Origin of the sequence: Burkholderia sp. FERM BP-3421 (assembly GCF_028657905.1) — a bacterium.
Taxonomy (GTDB): Bacteria; Pseudomonadota; Gammaproteobacteria; order Burkholderiales; family Burkholderiaceae; genus Burkholderia.
This window is the reverse complement of sequence record NZ_CP117781.1, coordinates 640579-661093: the sequence shown is the minus strand read 5'-3', so window position 1 is coordinate 661093 and position 20515 is coordinate 640579. Positions and strand designations below refer to the sequence as shown.

Below are 20515 nucleotides of genomic sequence, written 5' to 3'. Positions count from 1 at the left end.
GAGGATCCGATGCCCGCCTCTTCCCCGAATCCGGCCGACGCACGCCACATCGACACCACCGCACGCACGGCCGGCGATCCGGCGGCCGGCGACCCGGCGGCGAGCGCCGGCCGCGCGCCGCATCCGCACGGCAAGATGCTGCACCCGGTCGTGATGATGCTGTGGGTGCTGGCCGCCGCGATCGCGCTCACGTGGATCGTCGACGCCGGCCACTTCGAGCGCAACGGCCGGCTCGTCGTGCCGGGCACCTATCACGTGGTGCCGAAGACGACCGCGCTCGCGACGCTCGTCGCGCCGGCCGTCAGCCACAGCACGCCCGCGCACGCACTGCCGGCGAGCCTCGTCTCGGCGTTCGTCGCGGTGCCGGAAGGGCTGCTGAAGAACGCGCCGCTGATCGTGATGGTGATGTTCGTCGGCGGGATGTTCGGCGTGATGCGCCGCACGGGCGTCGTCGACGCGGGCATCGACCGGCTGCTGCAGCTCACCGGCAACAACGCGTACCTGCTGACGCCGCTGCTGATGATCCTGATCGGGCTCGGCAGCACGCTGCTCGGCTTCATCTCCGAATACCTCGTGATCATTCCGATGGTCGTCGTGATCGCGCGGCGGCTCGGGCTGTCCGACCTGTTCGCGGTCGCGCTCGTCGCGCTCGCCGCGAAGATCGGCTACATCGCCTCGGTCACGAATCCGCTCGCGCTCGCCGTCGCGCAGCCGCTCGTCGGCGTGCCGCTGTTCAGCGGCGTCGCGCTGCGCGCGGTCGTCTTCGTCGTATTCCTGACGATCGGCATCCTGTACCTGCTGCGCCACGTGCGCCGCACCGGCTACCAGGTCGGGCAAATAGCGCCGGGCGCCGCCGTGCACGCGGCCGCGAAGCTGTCGCTGCGTCACAAGGCGACGCTGCTCGTGTTCGCCGCGGCGGTCGCGATGCTGATCTTCGGGACGCGCGAACTGAGGTGGGGCAACGTCGAACTCGCGGCGTTCTATGCGGCGGTCAGCATCGCGACGGCCGTCATCGGCCGGCTCGATTCGCGCAGCGCGGCCGACGCGTTCGTCGACGGGATGAAGAACATGATGCTCGCCGCGCTGCTGATGGGCCTCGCCGCATCGGTCGAGCTGCTGCTGCAGAACAGCCTCGTGCTCGACACGCTGATCCACTTCTTCACGCGGCTCGCGGACGGCCAGTCGCCGGTATGGGTCGCGAACGGATTGATGGCCGTGCAGATGATGCTCGACGTGTTCATTCCGTCGGTGTCGGGCAAGGCCGCGGTCAGCATGCCGATCATCGGGCCGATCGCCCAGCTCTCCGGCGTGAGCGGCCAGACCTCGGTGCTCGCCTTCGTGCTCGGCGGCGGGCTGACGAACCTCGTCACGCCGACGTCCGGCATGCTGCTCGCCTATCTCGCGACCGCGCGCGTCGACTTCGGCGCGTGGCTCCGTTTCGTGCTGCCGCTGTTCACGATCCTGCTCGCGCTGTCGTGCGTCGTGCTGACGTTCGCGGTGTGGATCGGGTATTGAGGTCCGCAGGCGCGGTCGAACGCGCAGGCGCGCCGCGCGGCGAAGCGCGGCGCCGCCTTCGCCGCGGGCGGCTTGCCGCGCAACGCGCCGCGCGAAGTCGATGCGCCGCTCATCCCGCCGCGCTCGCGACACCGAACGCCTGTTCGTCGATCGCCTCGGCCAGCGTCGCGAACGCCGTCTCGATCTCGTTCTCCGGCACGCACGCATAGCCGAGCAACAGCCCCGACGACGCGCGGGCGCGGTCCGCGTAATAGCCGGACAAGGGGCGCGCGACGATATTGCGTTCGAGCGCGGCCCGCGCGACCGCGCGATCGTCGACGCCGCCCGGCAATTGCGTGACGAGATGCAACCCCGCGTCGCTGCCGAGCGCATGCAGCGTATCGCCGTAGCGGCGCGCGACCGCGTCGAGCAGCACCTCGCGGCGTTGCCCGTACAGCGTGCGCATCTTGCGGATATGCGACACGAAGTGCCCTTCCGCGATGAATTCGGCGAGCACGGCCTGCTGCAGCAGCTGTCCTTCGCGATACAGCTCGGCGCTCGCGGTCGCGAAGCTTTCCGCGAGCGGTTCCGGCGCGACCAGGTAGCCGACCCGCAGCCCCGGGAACAGGGTCTTGCCGAAGCTGCCGACGTAGATCACCTGCCCGGCCGTATCGAGACCCTGCAGCGACGCGAGCGGCCGGCTGCCGTAGCGGAATTCGCTGTCGTAGTCGTCCTCGATGATCCAGCAGCCGTGCTGGCGCGCGTATTCGAGCAGCATGCGCCGCCGCGCGAGGCTCATCACCATGCCGAGCGGATACTGGTGCGACGGCGTGACGAGCATCAGCTTCGGCGGTTCGGCGAGATCGGCGGCCGACGGCGCGATGCCCTCGTCGTCGACCGGAATCGGCCGCGTGGTCAGCCCCGACACGTTCAGCACGCTGCGCACGCCCCAGTAGCACGGATCCTCGGTCCAGATCACGTCGCCCGGGTCGGTCAGGAGCCGGACCGCCAGGTCCACCGACTGATGGATGCCGGTCGTGATGACGATCTGCTCGGGCGTGCAGCGCACCGAGCGCGCGGTCCGCAGGTAGTCGGCCAGCGTCTCGCGCAGCAGCGCGAGGCCGCCGCCCGGCGCGTAGGTCAGCAGGTCCGGGCGCAGCCGCCGCCAATACTTGTTGTGCAGGCGGGTCCAGACCCGCGCCGGAAAGCGCGACACGTCCGGCACGCCCGGCATGAACGCGCCGCCCTGCCGCTTCGACACCCCCGCCGCCTCCAGCAGGTGCGCGCCGCGCGCCGACAACGGCCGCGCCGCCGCCGCGCGCGACGCGTCCGGCGCGCGCGCGGCGGCCGCCTCGCCCGCGCCGACGATCTCGTCCGGCGCGCTGTCCGCGACGAAGGTGCCGCGCCCGGTGGCCGAGGTCACATAGCCTTCGAGCGCGAGCTGTTCATAGACCTGCGTGACCGTGTTGCGCGCGATGCCCAGCTCCGCGGCCAGCAGCCGCGACGACGGAAAGCGCGCCCCGGCCGGCAGCTCGCGGCTCAGGATCGCCTGCTGCAACAGCCGGTGCAGCTGCCGGTAGATCGGCTGCGCGCCGCCGCCGCGCACGAGGCGCTGCGCCAGCCAGTCGGACAACACGCTCGACCGCATCGAATTGGCTCCTAGATATTTTGCGAAATGGCTCTGATTTTCGGAGCCAAATCTGATTATAGTCACCTCATGGACGCGTCGACGCGTCCGCCGTCCTTGAATACCGACACGAATCCGACTGGAAGGAGATGACCGTGAACAATGCCGATCTGCACGCCCGCAAGAACGCCGCCACCCCGCGCGGGGTCGGCGTGATGTGCGATTTCTACGCGGCGCGTGCCGAGAACGCCGAACTGTGGGACGTCGAGGGGCGTCGCGTCATCGACTTCGCGGCCGGCATCGCGGTGATGAACACCGGCCACCGGCACCCGAGGATCGTGAAGGCGATCGCGGCCCAGCTCGAACACTTCACGCACACCGCGTACCAGATCGTGCCGTACGCGTCGTACGTCGAGCTGGCCGAGAAGATCAACACGCGCGCGCCGGGCAGCTTCGCGAAAAAGACCGCGTTCTTCACGACCGGCGCGGAAGCCGTGGAAAACGCGGTGAAGATCGCCCGCGCCGCCACCGGCCGTCCCGGCGTGATCGCCTTCTCGGGCGGCTTCCACGGCCGCACGATGATGGGCATGGCGCTGACGGGCAAGGTCGCGCCGTACAAGCTCGGCTTCGGCCCGTTCCCGGGCGAGGTGTTCCACGCACCGTTCCCGAATCCGCTGCACGGCGTGACGACCGCCGACGCGCTGCGCGCGATCGACATGCTGTTCAAGGCCGACATCGATCCGAAGCGGGTCGCCGCGATCATCTTCGAACCGGTGCAGGGCGAAGGCGGCTTCTACGCGGCGCCGGCCGATTTCGTGCGCGCGCTGCGCAAGCTGTGCGACGAGCACGGCATCCTGCTGATCGCCGACGAAGTGCAGACGGGCTTCGCGCGCACCGGCAAGCTGTTCGCGATGCAGCACTACGACGTCGCGCCGGACCTGATGACGATGGCCAAGAGCCTCGCGGGCGGCATGCCGCTGTCGGGCGTGGTCGGCCGCGCGGACGTGATGGACGCCGCCGCGCCGGGCGGCCTCGGCGGCACCTACGCGGGCAACCCGCTCGCGGTCGCCGCCGCGCATGCGGTGCTCGACATCATCGACGAGGAGCGGCTGATCGAGCGCGCGGTCGCGCTCGGCGACGCCCTCAAGGCGCGCCTCGTCGCGCTGCAGGCCGAGGTGCCGCAGATCGCCGACGTGCGCGGCCCGGGCTCGATGGTCGCCGTCGAGTTCTTCAAGGCCGGCACGCAGACGCCGGACGCCGAGTTCACCAAGCGCGTGCAGGCGCGCGCGCTCGAACGCGGCCTGCTGCTGCTCGTGTGCGGCGTGCATGCGAACGTGATCCGCTTCCTGTACCCGCTCACGGTGCCGGACGCGGTGTTCGACGAAGCGCTCGGCATCCTCGCCGAGGTCTTGAAGGAAGCGGTCGGCGTGCCTGCCTGAGCGCCGAACGCGTCGCACCCCGGATCGCCGCCTCCGCCCGGACGGCGGCGATCGTCGTTTCTGTCTATCGGAACCTACATCATGAGCATCGACGTTGCACTGAAGGATCCCGCGCTGTTCCGCCAGCAGGCGTACATCGCGGGCGAATGGCAGTCCGCCGCGAGCGGCGAGACGTTCGACGTGCGCAATCCGGCGACGGGCGAGCGCATCGGCGCCGTGCCCGCGCTGGGCGCGGCCGACACGCGGCGCGCGATCGACGCCGCGAACGCCGCCTGGCCCGCGTGGCGCAAGCGCACCGCGAAGGAGCGCGCGGCCGTGCTGCGCAAGTGGCATGACCTGATGCTCGCGCATGCCGACGACCTCGCGCTGCTGCTGACCACCGAGCAGGGCAAGCCGCTCGCCGAAGCGAAGGGCGAGATCCTGTACGCGGCGTCGTTCCTCGAATGGTTCGCCGAGGAAGGCAAGCGCGTGTACGGCGACACGATCCCGACGCCCGCGGGCGACAAGCGGATCGTCGTGACCAAGGAGCCGGTCGGGGTGTGCGCCGCGATCACGCCGTGGAACTTCCCCGCCGCGATGATCACGCGCAAGGTCGGCCCGGCGCTCGCGGCCGGCTGTCCGATCGTCGTCAAGCCGGCGGAAGCCACGCCGTTCTCGGCGCTCGCGCTCGCGGTGCTCGCGGAGCGCGCGGGCGTGCCCGCCGGCGTGTTCAGCGTGATCACCGGCGATCCGAAGGCGATCGGCGGCGAGCTGACCGCCAATCCGATCGTGCGCAAGCTGTCGTTCACCGGCTCGACGCCGATCGGCCGCCTGCTGATGGCGCAATGCGCGCCGACCGTGAAGAAGGTCTCGCTGGAACTCGGCGGCAATGCGCCGTTCATCGTGTTCGACGACGCGGATCTCGATGCGGCGGTCGAGGGCGCGATCGCGTCGAAGTACCGCAACAGCGGGCAGACCTGCGTGTGCACGAACCGTTTCTACGTGCACGACAAGGTGTACGACGCGTTCGCGGACAAGCTGCGCGCGGCGGTCGAGAAGCTCAAGGTCGGGCGCGGCACCGAGGCCGGCGTCACGCAGGGGCCGCTGATCAACGAGGCGGCCGTGCTGAAGGTGGAGTCGCACATCGAGGATGCGCTCGCGAAAGGCGCGCGCGTGCTGACGGGCGGCAAGCGTCACGCGCTCGGCCACGGCTTCTTCGAGCCGACCGTGCTCGCCGGCGTCACGCCCGCGATGAAGGTCGCGAAGGACGAGACCTTCGGCCCGCTCGCGCCGCTGTTCCGCTTCGCGTCGGACGACGAAGTGATCAGCTACGCGAACGACACCGAGTTCGGGCTCGCCGCGTACTTCTACAGCCGCGACATCGGCCGCGTATGGCGCGTCGCGGAGGCGCTCGAATACGGCATGGTCGGCATCAACACCGGCCTGATCTCGAACGAGGTCGCGCCGTTCGGCGGCGTCAAGCAGTCGGGCCTGGGCCGCGAAGGCTCGCATTACGGCATCGACGACTACGTGGTGATCAAGTACCTGTGCATGGGGCTGTAACGCCCGCCGGCCGCGCGCGTCCGGCGCGCGCGGCCTCCCGCCTCAGCGGAACACCCCCACCGCCTCCACGAGCCGCGTCGCCTGCTGCCGCAGGTTGTCCGACGCCGCCGCGCTTTGCTCCACGAGCGCCGCATTCTGCTGCGTGATCGAATCGAGATGCACCACCGCCTGATCGACCTGCGACACCCCCTTGCTCTGCTCCGCCGTCGCGGTGCTGATCTCGGCGATCAGGTCCGACACGCGCTTGACCTGGTTGACGATGTCGTCCATCGTGCGCCCCGCGTCGTCGACGAGCCGCGCGCCCGACGTGACCCGGTCGACGCTCGTGCTGATCAGCGACTTGATCTCCTTCGCCGCGTTCGCGCTGCGCTGCGCGAGCGCGCGCACCTCGCCCGCGACCACCGCGAAGCCGCGCCCCTGCTCGCCCGCGCGCGCCGCCTCGACCGCCGCGTTCAAGGCCAGGATGTTGGTCTGGAACGCGATGCCGTCGATCACGCCGATGATGTCCGAGATGCGCCGCGAGCTTTCGCTGATGTCGTTCATCGTGCTCACCACCTCGTGCACCGCCTGCCCGCCGCGTTCCGCCGCGCCGCTCGCCGAGCGCGACAGTTGGTCCGCCTGCACCGCGGTATCCGCATTGCTCTCGACCGTGGCCGTCATCTGCGCCATCGACGCCGCGGTCTGCTGCACGCTCGTCGCCGCCTGCTCGGTGCGCGCGCTCAGGTCGTTGTTGCCCTGCGCGATCTCGTTGCTCGCGCGCTGCACGTTGTGGACCTGTTCGCTCACGTCGTCGACGAGCCAGCGGAACATCAGGCCCAGCTGGCTGATCGTGCGCAGCGTCATGCCGATCTCGTCGACGCGGTCCATCCGCACCGCGTCGCGGCTTTCGCCGGACGCGACCCGCAGCGCCTGGTCGCGCACCGCGCGCAGCGGCTGGGCGATCTGCGCGTCGAGCCACCAGGCCGCGAGCCCGGCCGTGCCGGCCGTGACGCCGGCCAATGCCGCCAGTGGCGCGTCGGAAAGCCCGAGCGTCCACGCCGCGCCGGTCACGACCGGCACCAGCGCGACGAACGGCGCGTGCAGCCGCGCGCGCACCGGCGCCGTGCGCGACCACGACAGGCAGCGCAGCAGCCCGGTGCGGACAACCAGCCCCTTGTGAAACGCGCGCCAGCCGGTCTTGCCGGTGCGGAATGCCTTGTACAGCGCCTCGGCGGCGGCGATCTCGTCGCGCGACGCCTTGGTGCGCACCGACATATAGCCTTCCGGCCGGCCGTCGCGCATCACCGGGATCGCGTTCGCGCGCACCCAGTAGTGGTCGCCGCTCTTGCGGCGGTTCTTGACGAGCGCGGTCCACGGCTCGCCGCCCTTCAGCGTCGCCCACATGTCGGCGAACGCCTCGCGCGGCATGTCCGGATGACGCACCACGTTGTGCGGCTGGCCGACCAGTTCCTCGGTCGAGAAGCCGCTGACCTGCGCGAACGCGGTGTTCGCGTAGGTGACGATGCTGTCGGTGTCGGTCGTCGACATCAGCGTCAGCTCGTCGGGAAAATCGTATTCCTGTTGGGTAACGGGTTGGTTATTGCGCATTATTGGCTCCAAAAGGCGGGTCTGTTGCCCGCTTGTCGCGTGGATGCCCCTACCTTTGTCGAATTCCAAAAAGCCATCGTTTTAAACCGGGCATCCCTCTTTACTGACGGCCGGCGAACCCAAAACATTACCCTTTCATGACAAAAAAACTTCTCTTTCCCGGTTATTGTGATGTCGATCAAATGCTTGTCCCGCTTGCGTCTGGCGCAATATTGATTTCAAATGGCGACGCAAACGATTTCTTCTTTTCGTTTTAATCGAAAAATCCATGCTTTCGACATTTCATGAATCCAACCGGCTATCGTGGAATGCGGCGACGGTCGCGCACAACAGTCACAAGGGCGATCAGGCGGCGTTCTTCCGTGCGGGCGGCTCCACCCTGTTCCCCGAGGAGCGCGAATTGCTCGGGGAACTGGCCGGCACGCGACTGCTGCATCTGCAATGCAACGCGGGGCAGGATTCGTTGAGCCTCGTCCGGCTCGGCGCGCAGGTGACGGGCGTCGACATCTCCGACACGGCGATCGATTTCGCGCGCCGCCTGTCGGCCGACAGCGGGCTGCCCGCGCGCTTCGAGCGCGCGGACGTGCTCGCCTGGATGCCCGAGGCGGCCGCGCGCGGCGAGCGCTACGAGCGGGTGTTCGCGTCGTACGGCGCGCTCTGCTGGCTGTCCGACCTGCGCGCCTGGGCGCGCGGCGTCGCGGGCCTGCTCGCGCCGGGCGGCCGCTTCGCGATCGTCGAGTTTCATCCGTTCGCGCTGTACTTCGATGCGCAGTGGCGCGCGCACTACGACTATTTCCAGCGCGAGCCGAACCATGAACCGAACGGGGTGGGCGACTACGTCGCCGAATCGGGCATCGGGCTCCACGCCTCTCACCCGGGCATCGAGGATTTCGTGAATCCGCACCCGAGCTACGAATTCATGTGGGGGCTCGGCGAGGTGGTGAACGCGCTCACGGCGGCGGGGCTCGTGGTCGACTGCCTGAACGAGTATCCGTATGCGAACGGCTGGAAAGGCTTCGAGGGCATGCGCGAACTGGAAGGCCGGCGGATGGCGCCGCCCGCGCGCATGCCGAGCCTGCCGCTGATGTACGGCATCGCCGCGCACCGGCCATGACGCGCGCTCACGCCCGGCTCGTCGAGCGGCCGCTCGCCCGCGACGACATCCCGCTCGTGTGGACCATCGATCGCAGCGAGATCATCGAGCACATGTACGCGCTGCGCGAAGGCGCGCTGCGGCTCGCGCCCGAGTTCTACGACGTGCGCGGCTGGCCCGATGGCGAGGCCGAGCACTACACGCCGCTCCTCGTCGACTGCCTCGATCGCGGCGGCTGGGGCCTCGGCCTGTTCGACGGCGCGCGGCTCGTGGCCGCGACACTCGTCGACAGCCGCCCGCTGGGCGCGCGCGGCGACATGCTGCAACTGGCGTTCCTGCACGTGAGCCACGACTGGCGCGGCCACGGGCTCGGCGAACGGCTGTATCGCGCCGCGCAGGCGCAGGCGCGCCGGATGGGCGCCGCGCGGCTGTACGTGTCGGCGACGCCGTCGCAACGCACGATCGATTTCTACCTGCGGATGGGCTGCGTGGTCAGCGACGCGCCCGACCCCGCGCTGTTCGCGCTGGAGCCCGAGGACATCCACCTCGAAGGCCCGACGGCCTGAGGCAGGCGCGGGGGGCGAAGCCCCCCGCGCTGAACGCGCTGAACGCGCTGAACGCGCTGAACGCGCTGAACGCGCTGAACGCGCTGAACGCGCTGAACGCGCTGAACGCGCTGAACGCGCTGAACGCGCTGAACGCGCTGAACGCGCTGAACGCGCTAGACGCGCTAGACGCGCTCGATCGCGATCGCGATGCCCTGCCCGACCCCGATGCACATCGTGCACAGCGCGTAGCGGCCGCGCTTGCGCGCCAGCTCGTACATCGCTGTGGTCACGAGGCGCGCGCCCGACGCGCCGAGCGGATGGCCGAGCGCGATCGCGCCGCCGTTCGGGTTGACGCGCGGATCGTCGTCGGCGACGCCGAGCAGCCGCAGCACGGCCAGGCCCTGCGACGCGAAGGCCTCGTTCAGCTCGATCACGTCGAACTGGTCGAGCGTCATGCCGAGCCGCGCGAGCAGCTTCTGCGTCGCGGGCGCGGGGCCGATGCCCATCACGCGCGGCGCGACGCCCGCCGTCGCGATGCCGAGCACGCGCGCGCGCGGCGTGAGCCCGTGACGCCGCGCGGCGTCTTCGCTCGCGAGCAGCAGCGCGGCCGCGCCGTCGTTCACGCCGGACGCGTTGCCCGCCGTCACCGTGCCGTCCGGCCGCACCACGCCCTTCAGTTTCGCGAGCGCATCGAGCGAGGTCTCGCGCGGATGCTCGTCGCGCGCCACCACCAGCGGCTCGCCCTTCTTCTGCGGAATCGCGACCGCGGCGATCTCCTGCGCGAGCGTGCCGTCCTGCTGCGCGCGCGCGGCCTTCTGCTGGCTGCGCAGCGCGAAGCGGTCCTGATCCTCGCGGCTCACGCGGTAGTCGTCCGCGACGTTCTCGGCGGTCTCCGGCATCGCATCGACGCCGTGCAGCTGTTTCATCAGCGGATTGACGAAGCGCCAGCCGATCGTCGTGTCGTGGATCTCGGCCTGGCGCGCGAACGCGCTGGTCGCCTTGCCCATCACGAACGGCGCGCGGCTCATGCTCTCGACGCCGCCCGCCACCATCAGCCCGGCCTCGCCCGCCTTGATCGCGCGCGCGGCGATGCCGATCGCGTCCATCCCGGACCCGCACAGCCGGTTGACCGTCGCGCCCGGCACGTCCACCGGCCAGCCGGCCAGCAGCAGCGACATCCGGGCGACGTTGCGATTGTCCTCGCCCGCCTGGTTGGCACAGCCGAAGATCACGTCGTCGAGCGCCGCCCAGTCGACCTCGCGGTTGCGCTCGGCCAGCACGCGCAGCGGCACGGCGCCGAGATCGTCCGCGCGGACGGAGGACAGCGCGCCGCCGTAGCGGCCGATCGGCGTGCGGATGGCATCACAGAGGAAAGCATCGGTCATGGAGAACTCCGGAAAGTGGACCGGACGCGCGCCGTATCCGGCCCGCGCATCGAATTTGTTCTATATTCGAACACAAGATCGACTATCGAACGATTTGCCGATCATAGGGAGCGCGCCGGCACGCGTCAAGCGGCGGAAACGAGCGATGGGTTGGCGCGCCCCGTGCGTTGCGCTATCTTCACGGCTGCGCGAAATTTCAACAGGCCATGACTACAGAAGACCTTCAGGCGAAGCCCGGCGACTCCTACGTGCAGTCGTTCGCGCGCGGCCTTTCGGTGATCCGCGCGTTCAACGCCGAGCATCCCGAGCAGACGCTGACCGAAGTCGCCGCCGCGACGGGCCTCACGCGCGCGGGGGCGCGCCGCATCCTGCTGACGCTGCAGACCCTCGGCTACGTCGAGGCCGACGGCCGGCTGTTCCGGCTCACGCCGCGCATCCTCGATCTCGGCTTTGCCTACCTCACCTCGATGCCGTTCTGGAACCTCGCCGAGCCGGTGATGGAGCAGCTTTCGGCGCAGGTGCACGAAAGCTGCTCGGCGGCGGTGCTCGATCACACCGAGATCGTCTACGTGCTGCGCATGCCGACCCGCCAGATCATGGCGATCAATCTGTCGATCGGCAGCCGGCTGCCCGCGTACTGCACGTCGATGGGCCGGGTGCTGCTCGCCACGCTCGACGACGCGGAACTCGACGCGACGCTCGCGCGGAGCGCGCTGCACGCGCACACGCCGCGCACGCTGACCGATCCCGTCGCGCTCAAGGAAGCGATCGCGCTGGTGCGCCGGCAGGGCTGGGCGATCGTCGACCAGGAACTGGAGGCGGGGCTGATCTCGCTGTCGGCGCCGATCCGCAACCGGCGCGGCCAGGTGATCGCCGCGATGAACATCAGCGGCAACGCGCAGCGACACTCGGCCAGGCAGATGGTGAAGGGATTTCTCGAACCGCTGCTGGAGGCCGCGCAAACGGTCTCGGAGATGGTCGCGCGACGCGGCTGAGCGCGCGGGCGGGAGCGGGCGCAAGGCCCGCCCCGCGCGGCCCGTCCCGCTGCCCTTGCAATCTCCGCTTCGGTCATCTAATCCTTATTAAGCCACCCGTCGGCGCGCGGCTTCGCGCGCATGGGCGGCCGCTTCAGGCATCCCGCATCACACGCTCCCGTTGCATCCGGAATCGTCGTCAGCGACCGATCAAGGCAACCCGGCCCCGCGCCGGAGGAGACCACCATGCCCGATACCAATGAAACCAAGCTGCTGATCCGCTTGCCCCGTTCCTATACGCAAACCTTGCGGCAAACCCCCACCCTGCAGACGCAGATCCTCGCCGGCCTCGGCGCCGGCGCGGTCGAGCCGCTCTTCACGCACGCCAGTGCGCGGTTGTCCGCCAGCCTCACCGACTGGCTCGTGTTTCAACCAGACCAGGTCGAGGACCGCCATCCCTGGGACCGCGCCCATCGCCAGGCCGCCTCGATCGCGCGCGGCGCGGCCGCGCTCGATGTCTACGTGGAGCCGAACAGCGCACACCGGCGCAACTTCGTGCGCACCGCCCCCGATGCGCCGACCCTCGACGCCGCGCCCACGACCGCACCGCCCTTTCCGCCCTCCGCGCCGCTCAACAGCGCCTATCCGCCGGCCGCGGACACCGCGTTCTCGCCGGGCTGGCACCTGTCGCGCGCGGGCTTCCCGCGGGCATGGGCCGTCACCCGGGGCGGCGGCGTGCGCATCGCGCACCTCGACATCGGCTGGTGGCCCGGGCAGTATTCCGCGCCGCGATGCATGCGGCCCGACCTCGGCTACAACTTCGTCGAGGACAACCAAGACACGGTGGACCCGGACGACGGACCGAACGCGGGACACGGCACGGCCACGCTGGCCCTGCTCGCGGGCAACAAGGTCAGCCTGGACGGCAAGACCGAGGCGACGCCGCACGGGCAGGTCTACGAAGGCTTCATCGGCGGCGCGCCCGAGGCCGAGATCGTCCCGGTCAGGATCGCCGGCGTGCTGGGCTCGGTCGTCTATCTGTACGGCAACACGATGGCGCGCGGCCTCGACTACGCGCTGGACCCGGGCGACGGCCGGCGCTGCGACGTGATCAGCCTGAGCCAGGGCGGCCTGCCGCTGAAGTCCTGGGCGTATGCGGTCAATGCGCTGTACGAGGCGGGCGTCGTCGTGGTCGCGGCGGCGGGCGACAGCTACTGGGCCGTGGTCACCGACATCGCCACGCACTACACGGTCTATCCGGCCGCGTTCTACCGCGTGGTCACGGCGACGGGCGTGACGTATGACGACGGCCCGTACAAGCGCGACCAGCTCGGCGTGATGCAGGGCTGCTGGGGCCCCGACGCGGTCATGGCGAAGGCGGTCGGCGCGTACACGCCGAACGTGCCGTGGATGCGCATCGAGACGCAGTACGGCTGGGGTCTCGACGGCGGCGGCACCTCGGCCAGCACGCCGCAGATCGCGGCCGCCTGCGCGTTGTGGCTGGCCAGGTACGGCAGCCGGTTTCCCGACGACTGGCGCAGGGTCGCCGCCTGTCGCGCGGCGCTCGGCCGGTCGGTGGCCGATGCGCGGAAGAACTTCGGCGAGATCGGGCTGGGCAGGCTCGACGCCTGCGCGATGATGAGCGAGGCGCTCGCGGCCGAGATCAAGACGCTGTGCGACGAGAACAAGCTGCAGCACATCGATCCCGACGAGGTCTCGTTCCCGTTCCTGCGCCTGCTGTTCGGCCTGCCGCCGCCGGGCAAGGGCATCGAGGGCCAGGGCGTCGAGGAGATGTACGAGGTGGAGGCGCTGCAGATCTTCTATCGCAGCACCGATCCGGATCTCGTCAAGGCCGTGGAGGACTACGACCGCGGCCGGCCGCCCGCCGCCGGCGACCTGCCCGGCCTGCGCGCGCGCTTTCTCCAGGCAGTCGACATGTCGGATGCGTTGCGCGGGTATCTGACGGCGCACGCGTAGCGACCGACCGCGCGACGATGCCGAGACAGGCAAGCCATCGGCGCAGCGCCGCCGATGGCGTCATGCGTCCGATCCCGGCACGCCGGTCCTCGACGACGGGCTGCCGTGGAAAGCCGGCGCCGGCCGCCCGGCTACGATTCCGTATGCGCCCTCAGGTTCTTGATGAACCCGTCGAGCTCGTCCGCGCCGGCATCCGTCACCACCCAGTAATTCATGCGCCCGTCGCTCCAGTGCGCGATGTGGTAGCCCTGCCGCTCCTGAATCGCGGGATTCTTTCCGGCCGCATGCCCCGGCCACACGTACAGGTTGATGGGATGAAGCTTGTAGCGATAGACCATCACCGCCACGGTCCGGCCGTCGACATAGTCGAGACGCCCGCCGATCAGCGGATACCCCGCCTGCGCAAAGTCGAGCACCGGCGGAGCAAAATCGATCTTGCCGTTGAACCAGGGCTTCACGGTATGCCGATCCGTGGAGATCACGTCGATCAGCCGATCGGGTTGCAGCGAGCGCACGTGGCTGTCGACGAGTTCCTGGCTCAGTTGAACGTCGGCCGGCGGCGCGGCCAGGTAAAGCGTCCCGCTCCACACGAGCGCCGCCGCGCTGACGGCGAGCGCCCCGACCGGCATCCAGTTCGATCGCCTCTTTTGCTTCCACGCCCGCAGCCATGCCCCGAAACGATGGGCAAGGGACCGGCGCGGACACAGTTCGGCCTCGATGCGCGCGCGCAATGCCTCGGGCGCGGCGAACCGCAGGTCGGACGCCTTCAGGAGCACGCCCACCTGCCGCTGTGCCTCGAGCGCGCGCCGACACTCGGCACACCCGGCCAGATGGCGCTCGAACTCGACCGTCTCACTGAGCGTGAGTTCGTTGTCGACGTATCCCGGGAGCAACGCGAATGTATTCTCGTGGTTCATCATGCCACCTGTCCCATTTTTGCCAGGATCGCGGCAAGCCGCTGACGCCCGCGTCCCAGACGCGACATGACCGTGCCCATCGGAATGCCGACGATCGCGGCGATCTCCTTATAGGACAGTTCCTCGATCTCACGAAGCACGATGATCTCCCGGTATTCGAGGCTGAGCATGCCGAGCGCCGCGATGACCTGCTGACGGTCCTGATTGCGCATCATGAGCACCTCGGGATTGTCGTTGCCGTCGTCGTCCGACTCCGGCAGGTATTCGTCTTCCTCGAACGCCTGCGAATCGGCCTCACGGCGCTTGTTCTGCTGGTACCACGTGTAGAACACGTTGCGGACGATGGCGAGCAGCCAGGGCCGGGCGTCGCCGCCCTGAAAGCCGGCAATGAACCGGAACGCCCGGACGTACGCCTCCTGGACGACGTCCTGCGCGTCCTGATCGTTGTGCGTCAGCCATCTGGCCACGCTGTATGCGGAATTCATATGGGGCATCACCAAGGTTTCAAAGCGCCCGACAGCAGTCTGTTCGTTCATGTTCGACCCGGATAGTTGCGCGATCGTCGACCGTGCCTGACGTATGGATAACCGCCGGGCTGCGTGTTTTATTCCCGCTCGCGCGTTGGGCCGGCCGGGCATTCGCCTCGCCTGTCGCGACGTGCGCGGCGCGCTTGATGGGGAAATCGGCAGGAGGACAGGAAATCGACCGCGGCGGGGATCACGGCCGGCCTGGAAGCGCCGGTCCCGCGATGCGCTTCCGACGGGCGCGCCGCAATGAAAATGATGGGAATAAATTCGGCCGAGGAGCGGTTTGACAGGGTGCCGCCACGCCGTTTGCCATGTCCATCGACCCGGCGCGCGAGGTTCCGTCCATTTCACCATTCTTGAAAGCGAGGTCGCCCATGTCCCCCGCCAGCAATGCCGCCTACACGCGCTTTTCCGTCGTCATGCACTGGTCCATCGCGCTCCTGATCCTGTTGAACCTGATGATCGGGCTCTACATGGATACCTTCCCGCACAACTCGCCTCAATTCAACGGCATCCTGTTCTATCACGCGTCGATCGGCAGCCTGATCTTCATGCTGACGATCCCCCGCCTGGTGTGGCGCTTCACGCATACCCCGCCGGCCCTGCCTTCCAGCGTGCCGACCTGGCAGGCGCGGGCGGCGGGCACCTTGCACAGCATCCTGTACGTGCTGCTGTTCCTCGTACCGCTCGCAGGCTACGTGCACCGCCTGGCGGGCGCGCATCCGGTCAGCTTCTTCGGGTTGGTGAATCTGCCCGTCTTCATCGGCCGCGACGAACCGCTGCGCCTGCTGACCGACACGCTGCATCGCGCCTTGGTGCTGACGCTCGCGCTGTTGCTGGTCGCGCATATCGGCGCCGCGTTGAAGCACAAGTTCGTCGATCGCGACGGCGTGGCAGGGCGCATGGGTATTTGATCCGTGGGCAGCCCCGCCTGGATCGGCGCGATCGGGCGGCGAGTGGGAAATCACAAGTTCAATGGCTCGGCGTCGACTCGCCGGTGGCCTTCGGTCGCGGGCCGACGCGAGCTTCAGATTTCCTGCAAACCGCGCGACGCATGACTTCATGCCGCGGCTCGCTGCGCTGCGTCCAGCGTCGCCGGTCGTCATCGCATGATCCGCATGCACGCGCCGGCCTTGATGGGCATTCAGCGCCGCTGCGGCACTCCGTCAAAGCCGTAACGGACAGATCGACGACGTCGGGCGGAAACGTCACGCCGCGCACGTGGCAAGCGTGCGGCAAGACCGCTTTCCAAATACGGGCGCCCAGTTCATGCCTGTCGGCAGCGTCTGACTGTCGACCTTTGCGTCAGCAATCCACGATCCTCACGCCCAAACCCGCGCACCGCAGCGCCGACGGCGAAGCTTGGTCGCCGTGATACGTCGTGCATCGCGATGCGCCGGCTTGATCAGCACGATGCGCTCTTCCGGCACGCGGAACAAGGCAGGCGCGGCGGCATCGACGAACCACGGGGCATTCGGATCGAGACTGAGCTTACCCGCCGGTATCGCGTCCCAATCCACCCATGCTCAATACCCTGTCGCGCTGCCAAACATCGTCCGGCGCATCGCGCGCACAAGATTCATGGGTCGCGTATGCCGGGCTTCCGTCACGCCATCGCGCGACGAACGACAACGCAACGCCGCCACTGGAATAAACACTCCCCGGGCCGAGTATTACGTCATGAGAGCGCGACAGATGACGGCAACAGTCCATCGTCTTCCCGCCTCGCATTGAGTCAGGTGATGAAAAGGAAACAGCCGGACCGGCGTTCAGCCTCGCGGCCCGGCCGATCCGAAGGTGCGCCGCCGGGTGTCTTGCCCAACGCCAACCGGATCATCACGCCTTCAAATTAAACTGGAGTCCGAAATGAACACGCGAAACCTCATCGCATCCACGATGCTCGTTGCCGGCGCAAGCCTTGCCGTCTGCGCATCGGCGCAGGAAGTGACCCGGGCGCAGGTGCGCCAGGAACTGATCGAGGCGCAGCACAACGGCCTGAATTTCGTGACCGACGCGTCGTATCCCGACGTCTCGCCGAGCCTGGCGAGCCAGGCGGCCTGGTACAAGCAGCAGAACGGCGGCGGCATGGGCGCCGCCATGACGGGCATGAGCGAAAGCGGACGCGGCAAGCTTCAAACGTCGCCGTCCGGCTCGCCGGCCTGCGTCGGGCCGGCCAGCTTCTGCAACATCTATTCGGGCTCGTGAGCCGCGCAAGCGGTCGCGCATCCCTTCGCGAGCGCGATGCGGCAGACGGGAGCCGACTCCCCGGAGCACGGCCGCCGATCCGATCCGCATCGCGCGAGCATCCCGGCCCAGTGCACGCCGTCCGAGCGCCGCGCCCGACGCAGGATACCCGGCGCGGCACCCGCCGAAAGACCGAAGGCGCTACGCCGCGTCGCCCTCGCGCCGCACCGGCTCGACCTGATGCAAACGCTGCTGCGTGCGCAGCGCATCAAAATACCCGGGGTTCGCCGGCCGCTCCAGATAGCGCCCCACGCCGCGCTGCGCGCGCAGTTCGCCGTTCGCCCAAGCCAGCTCGCCCTGCGACACCGTATGCGACGGGACGCCGCGCACCGTCATGCCCTCGAACACATTGAAATCGACCTTCTGGTGATGCGTCTTCACCGAGATCGTGCGCGTCGCCTGCGGATCCCAGACAACGAGATCGGCATCCGCGCCGACCGCCACCACGCCCTTGCGCGGATACAGGTTGAAAATCTGCGCCGCATGCGTCGAGGTCACGCGCACGAACTCGTTCGGCGTGAGCCGCCCGGTGTTCACGCCCTGATCCCACAGAATCGCCATCCGGTCCTCCACGCCGCCGCACCCGTTCGGAATCCGACTGAAATCGTCGCGCCCCATCGCCTTCTGCGACGCGCAGAATACGCAATGATCGGTCGCGGTCGTATGCAGGTTGCCCGACTGCAAGCCGCGCCACAGCGCATCGCGATGCTCCTGCGTGCGGAACGGCGGGCTCATCACGTGCGCGGCCGCGCGGTTCCAGTCCGGATCGCGGTACACCGCTTCGTCGATCACGAGATGCCCGGCCAGCACCTCGCCGAACACGCGCTGGCCTTCCGCGCGCGCGCGCGCACGATCGCCTCCAGCGCCTCCTTGGCCGACACGTGCACGATGTACACCGGCACGCCGAGCACCTGCGCGATCCGGATCGCGCGGTTCGCCGCCTCGCCCTCGACCGCCGGCGGACGCGACAACGGATGGGCGTCCGGCCCCGTGATGCCGCGCGCGAGCAAGGCTCGCTGCAGCTGGAACACGAGCTCGCCGTTCTCCGCGTGCACGGTCGGCAGCGCGCCCCAGCTCGAACGCGCGCGCGAAGCTGTTCACGAGAATCTCGTCGTCCGCCATGATCGCGTTCTTGTACGCCATGAAGTGCTTGAAGCTCGACACGCCGTGCTCGTGCACGAGCGTGCCCATGTCGCGGTGCACCGATTCGTCCCACCAGGTCACGGCGACGTGGAAGCCGTAGTCGGCCGCCGCCTTCTCCGCCCAGCCGCGCCATTCGCGAAACGCATCCATCAGCGGCTGCTTCGGGTTCGGAATCACGAAATCGATGATCGACGTCGTGCCGCCCGCGAGGCCGGCCGCCGTGCCGGTATAGAAATCGTCGCTCGCGGTGGTGCCCATGAACGGCAGCTCCATGTGCGTGTGCGGATCGATCCCGCCCGGCATCACGTACTGGCCGCCCGCATCCACGATGGTCGCGCCCGCCGGCGCGTCGAGCCCGGGCCCGACCGCGAGGATCGTGCCGCCGTCCGCGCGCGCGGCGCACAGCACGTCCGCGCGGTAGCTCTGGTTCGCGTCGACGACCGTGCCGCCTCGAATCAATATCGTCATGATGTCTCCTGGTGGAACGGGTTGCCCGCCTCGCGCGCGCGGCAGCCGGCGGCCAGCATCAGCACGCCGTAGACGGCCGCCGCGATCACGAGCCCGACGAACCACGCATAGGTGTACAGATGCCGGAACAGCGCCGGCACGCCCGGAAACGCGCCGGGAAACGCCTCGTGCAAAAAGCCGGGCAGGTTGGGCAGCACGCCGAGCACGAGCGCCGCGACCGCCGCGAGGTTCCAACCGCCCGCGTACGCATACGCGCCGCGCGGCTCGAACAGCTGCGCGACGTCGATCCGGGTGCGCCGGATCGCGAAATAGTCGACCACCATGATGCCGGCGACCGGGCCGAGCAGCGCCGAATAGCCGATCAACCAGGTGAAGATGTAGCCTTCCGTGGTCGCGAGGATCTTCCACGGCATCATCGCGACCGCGAGGCCGGCCGTGATGAGCCCGCCCGTGCGGTACGACACCGCGCGCGGCCACAGGCTCGAAAAGTCATAGGCCGGCCCGACCAGGTTGGCGGCGAGATTGCAGCACATGGTGTCGAGCGTGAGGATCACGAGCGCGATACCGACGCCGATGCCCTCCATGCGGCTCGCGAGATCGATCGGATCCCAGATCGCCTTGCCGTAGATCACCACGGTCGCCGAGGTCACGACCACCGAGACCACCGACAGCAGCGCCATCGGGATCGGCAGCCCGAGGCTCTGGCCGATCATCTGGTCGCGCTGCGAGCGCGCGAAGCGCGTGAAATCGGGGATGTTGAGCGCGAGCGTGGCCCAGAAGCCCACCATCGCGGTCAGGCCGGGCCAGAAGGTCGCCCAGAACTGGCCGGCCTTGCGGCCGCCCGCGACGAACTGCGACGGTTGCGCGAGCATCGATCCGACGCCGCCCGCCTTCGAGCACGCCCATGCGACCAGCACCGCGCACATCACGATCTTGATCGGCGCGGACCAGCTTTCGAGCCAGCGGATCGACTCGGTGCCACGGATCACGAAATAGAGCTGCAGCGCCCAGAAGCCGAGGAAGCACGCAAGCTGGCCGGCCGTAATGCCGAGCAGCGGCAGCGCGGGGCCGTGCAGCGCATTGCCGGTCAGGATGTTGAGCAGCGTGTAGATCGCGCTGCCGCCGAGCCAGGTCTGGATCCCGTACCAGCCGCACGCGACCACCGCGCGCAACAGCGCCGGCAGCTTCGCGCCCTGCGTGCCGAACGAAGTGCGCACCAGCACGGCATAGGGAATGCCGTACTTCGCGCCCGCGTGGCCGATCAGGATCATCGGCGCCAGCACGATCAGGTTGCCGAGCAGCACGGTCAGCACCGCCTGCACCGGCGACATGCCCTGGTCGGTGAGTCCCGCCGCGAGCATGTACGAGGCGATGTTCATCACCATCCCGACCCACAGCGCCGCGAAATGGTGCCAGCGCCAGGTGCGCTGCGCGACGCCCGTCGGCGCGAGGTCGTCGTTGAAGAGGCCGCCCGCCGCGCTCGGCGCGGGACGTTCGTCGGAAATCGCCGGAATGCTCATGTGCCGCTCCCTGCCGGGCGGGCCGGACGG

The 20515-nt window shown here is 69.0% G+C and carries 16 protein-coding genes; 9 read left to right on the top strand and 7 right to left on the bottom strand.

Annotated features, from left to right (window positions below):
- The first annotated feature begins 9 nt into the window (after positions 1-9).
- Positions 10-1515: a YfcC family protein gene (locus Bsp3421_RS06070; protein WP_273997438.1), complete on the top strand. Its 1506-nt coding sequence runs from the start codon at positions 10-12 to the stop codon at positions 1513-1515.
- 109 nt (positions 1516-1624) lie between these two features.
- On the opposite strand, the gene pdxR is transcribed toward Bsp3421_RS06070, so the two are convergent.
- Complete coding sequence (pdxR, locus tag Bsp3421_RS06065; protein WP_273997437.1) at positions 1625-3142, bottom strand: MocR-like pyridoxine biosynthesis transcription factor PdxR; 1518 nt, start codon at positions 3140-3142, stop codon at positions 1625-1627.
- A gap of 134 nt (positions 3143-3276) precedes the next feature.
- Here pdxR and Bsp3421_RS06060 point away from each other — a divergent pair, with 134 nt between their 5' ends.
- Positions 3277-4560 carry a 4-aminobutyrate--2-oxoglutarate transaminase gene (locus Bsp3421_RS06060; RefSeq protein WP_273997435.1) on the top strand — a complete coding sequence of 428 codons (1284 nt, stop codon included), beginning with the start codon at positions 3277-3279 and terminating at the stop codon, positions 4558-4560.
- Positions 4561-4641: 81 nt separating this feature from the next.
- The gene (gabD, locus tag Bsp3421_RS06055; RefSeq protein ID WP_273997434.1) at positions 4642-6102 is read left to right on the top strand and encodes an NADP-dependent succinate-semialdehyde dehydrogenase; all 1461 of its coding nucleotides are present in this window, start codon (positions 4642-4644) and stop codon (positions 6100-6102) included.
- Between the two features lie 42 nt (positions 6103-6144).
- Here gabD and Bsp3421_RS06050 read toward each other — a convergent pair whose 3' ends face one another.
- Positions 6145-7689 (bottom strand): methyl-accepting chemotaxis protein, encoded by a 1545-nt coding sequence (locus Bsp3421_RS06050; RefSeq protein WP_273997433.1) that lies wholly within the window; start codon positions 7687-7689, stop codon positions 6145-6147.
- 268 nt (positions 7690-7957) lie between these two features.
- Between Bsp3421_RS06050 and Bsp3421_RS06045 the strand changes: the two genes are divergently transcribed.
- Positions 7958-8803 (top strand): class I SAM-dependent methyltransferase, encoded by an 846-nt coding sequence (locus Bsp3421_RS06045; protein ID WP_273997432.1) that lies wholly within the window; start codon positions 7958-7960, stop codon positions 8801-8803.
- Entirely contained in the window at positions 8800-9348 is a 549-nt protein-coding gene (locus Bsp3421_RS06040; RefSeq protein WP_273997431.1) for a GNAT family N-acetyltransferase, read from the top strand. The genes Bsp3421_RS06045 and Bsp3421_RS06040 overlap by 4 nt, the downstream gene beginning before the upstream one ends.
- Before the next feature lie 164 nt (positions 9349-9512).
- Here Bsp3421_RS06040 and pcaF read toward each other — a convergent pair whose 3' ends face one another.
- On the bottom strand, positions 9513-10715 hold the full coding sequence (gene pcaF, locus Bsp3421_RS06035; RefSeq protein WP_273997430.1) for a 3-oxoadipyl-CoA thiolase: 1203 nt from the start codon (positions 10713-10715) through the stop codon (positions 9513-9515).
- A 206-nt stretch (positions 10716-10921) separates the two neighbouring features.
- Here pcaF and Bsp3421_RS06030 point away from each other — a divergent pair, with 206 nt between their 5' ends.
- Together Bsp3421_RS06030 and Bsp3421_RS06025 are read left to right on the top strand one after the other, a co-directional pair.
- Entirely contained in the window at positions 10922-11710 is a 789-nt protein-coding gene (locus Bsp3421_RS06030; RefSeq protein ID WP_273997429.1) for an IclR family transcriptional regulator, read from the top strand.
- A gap of 225 nt (positions 11711-11935) precedes the next feature.
- Positions 11936-13666, top strand: coding sequence for a S8/S53 family peptidase (locus Bsp3421_RS06025; protein WP_273997428.1), 1731 nt, complete (start codon positions 11936-11938; stop codon positions 13664-13666).
- A gap of 131 nt (positions 13667-13797) precedes the next feature.
- Here Bsp3421_RS06025 and Bsp3421_RS06020 read toward each other — a convergent pair whose 3' ends face one another.
- Complete coding sequence (locus Bsp3421_RS06020; protein ID WP_273997427.1) at positions 13798-14586, bottom strand: anti-sigma factor family protein; 789 nt, start codon at positions 14584-14586, stop codon at positions 13798-13800.
- On the bottom strand, positions 14583-15119 hold the full coding sequence (locus Bsp3421_RS06015; protein ID WP_273997426.1) for a sigma-70 family RNA polymerase sigma factor: 537 nt from the start codon (positions 15117-15119) through the stop codon (positions 14583-14585). The genes Bsp3421_RS06020 and Bsp3421_RS06015 overlap by 4 nt, the downstream gene beginning before the upstream one ends.
- 365 nt (positions 15120-15484) lie before the next feature.
- Here Bsp3421_RS06015 and Bsp3421_RS06010 point away from each other — a divergent pair, with 365 nt between their 5' ends.
- Complete coding sequence (locus tag Bsp3421_RS06010) at positions 15485-16024, top strand: cytochrome b (RefSeq protein WP_273997425.1); 540 nt, start codon at positions 15485-15487, stop codon at positions 16022-16024.
- 952 nt (positions 16025-16976) lie between these two features.
- Positions 16977-17315, top strand: coding sequence for a DUF4148 domain-containing protein (locus tag Bsp3421_RS06005; protein WP_273997424.1), 339 nt, complete (start codon positions 16977-16979; stop codon positions 17313-17315).
- Between the two features lie 180 nt (positions 17316-17495).
- Here the strand turns inward: Bsp3421_RS06005 and hydA are convergent, their stop codons facing one another.
- Positions 17496-18965: a dihydropyrimidinase gene (hydA, locus tag Bsp3421_RS06000; RefSeq protein WP_273997423.1), complete on the bottom strand. Its 1470-nt coding sequence runs from the start codon at positions 18963-18965 to the stop codon at positions 17496-17498.
- On the bottom strand, positions 18962-20485 hold the full coding sequence (locus Bsp3421_RS05995; RefSeq protein ID WP_273997422.1) for an NCS1 family nucleobase:cation symporter-1: 1524 nt from the start codon (positions 20483-20485) through the stop codon (positions 18962-18964). Before Bsp3421_RS05995 ends, hydA begins: the two co-directional genes overlap by 4 nt.
- Positions 20486-20515 lie beyond the last annotated feature (30 nt).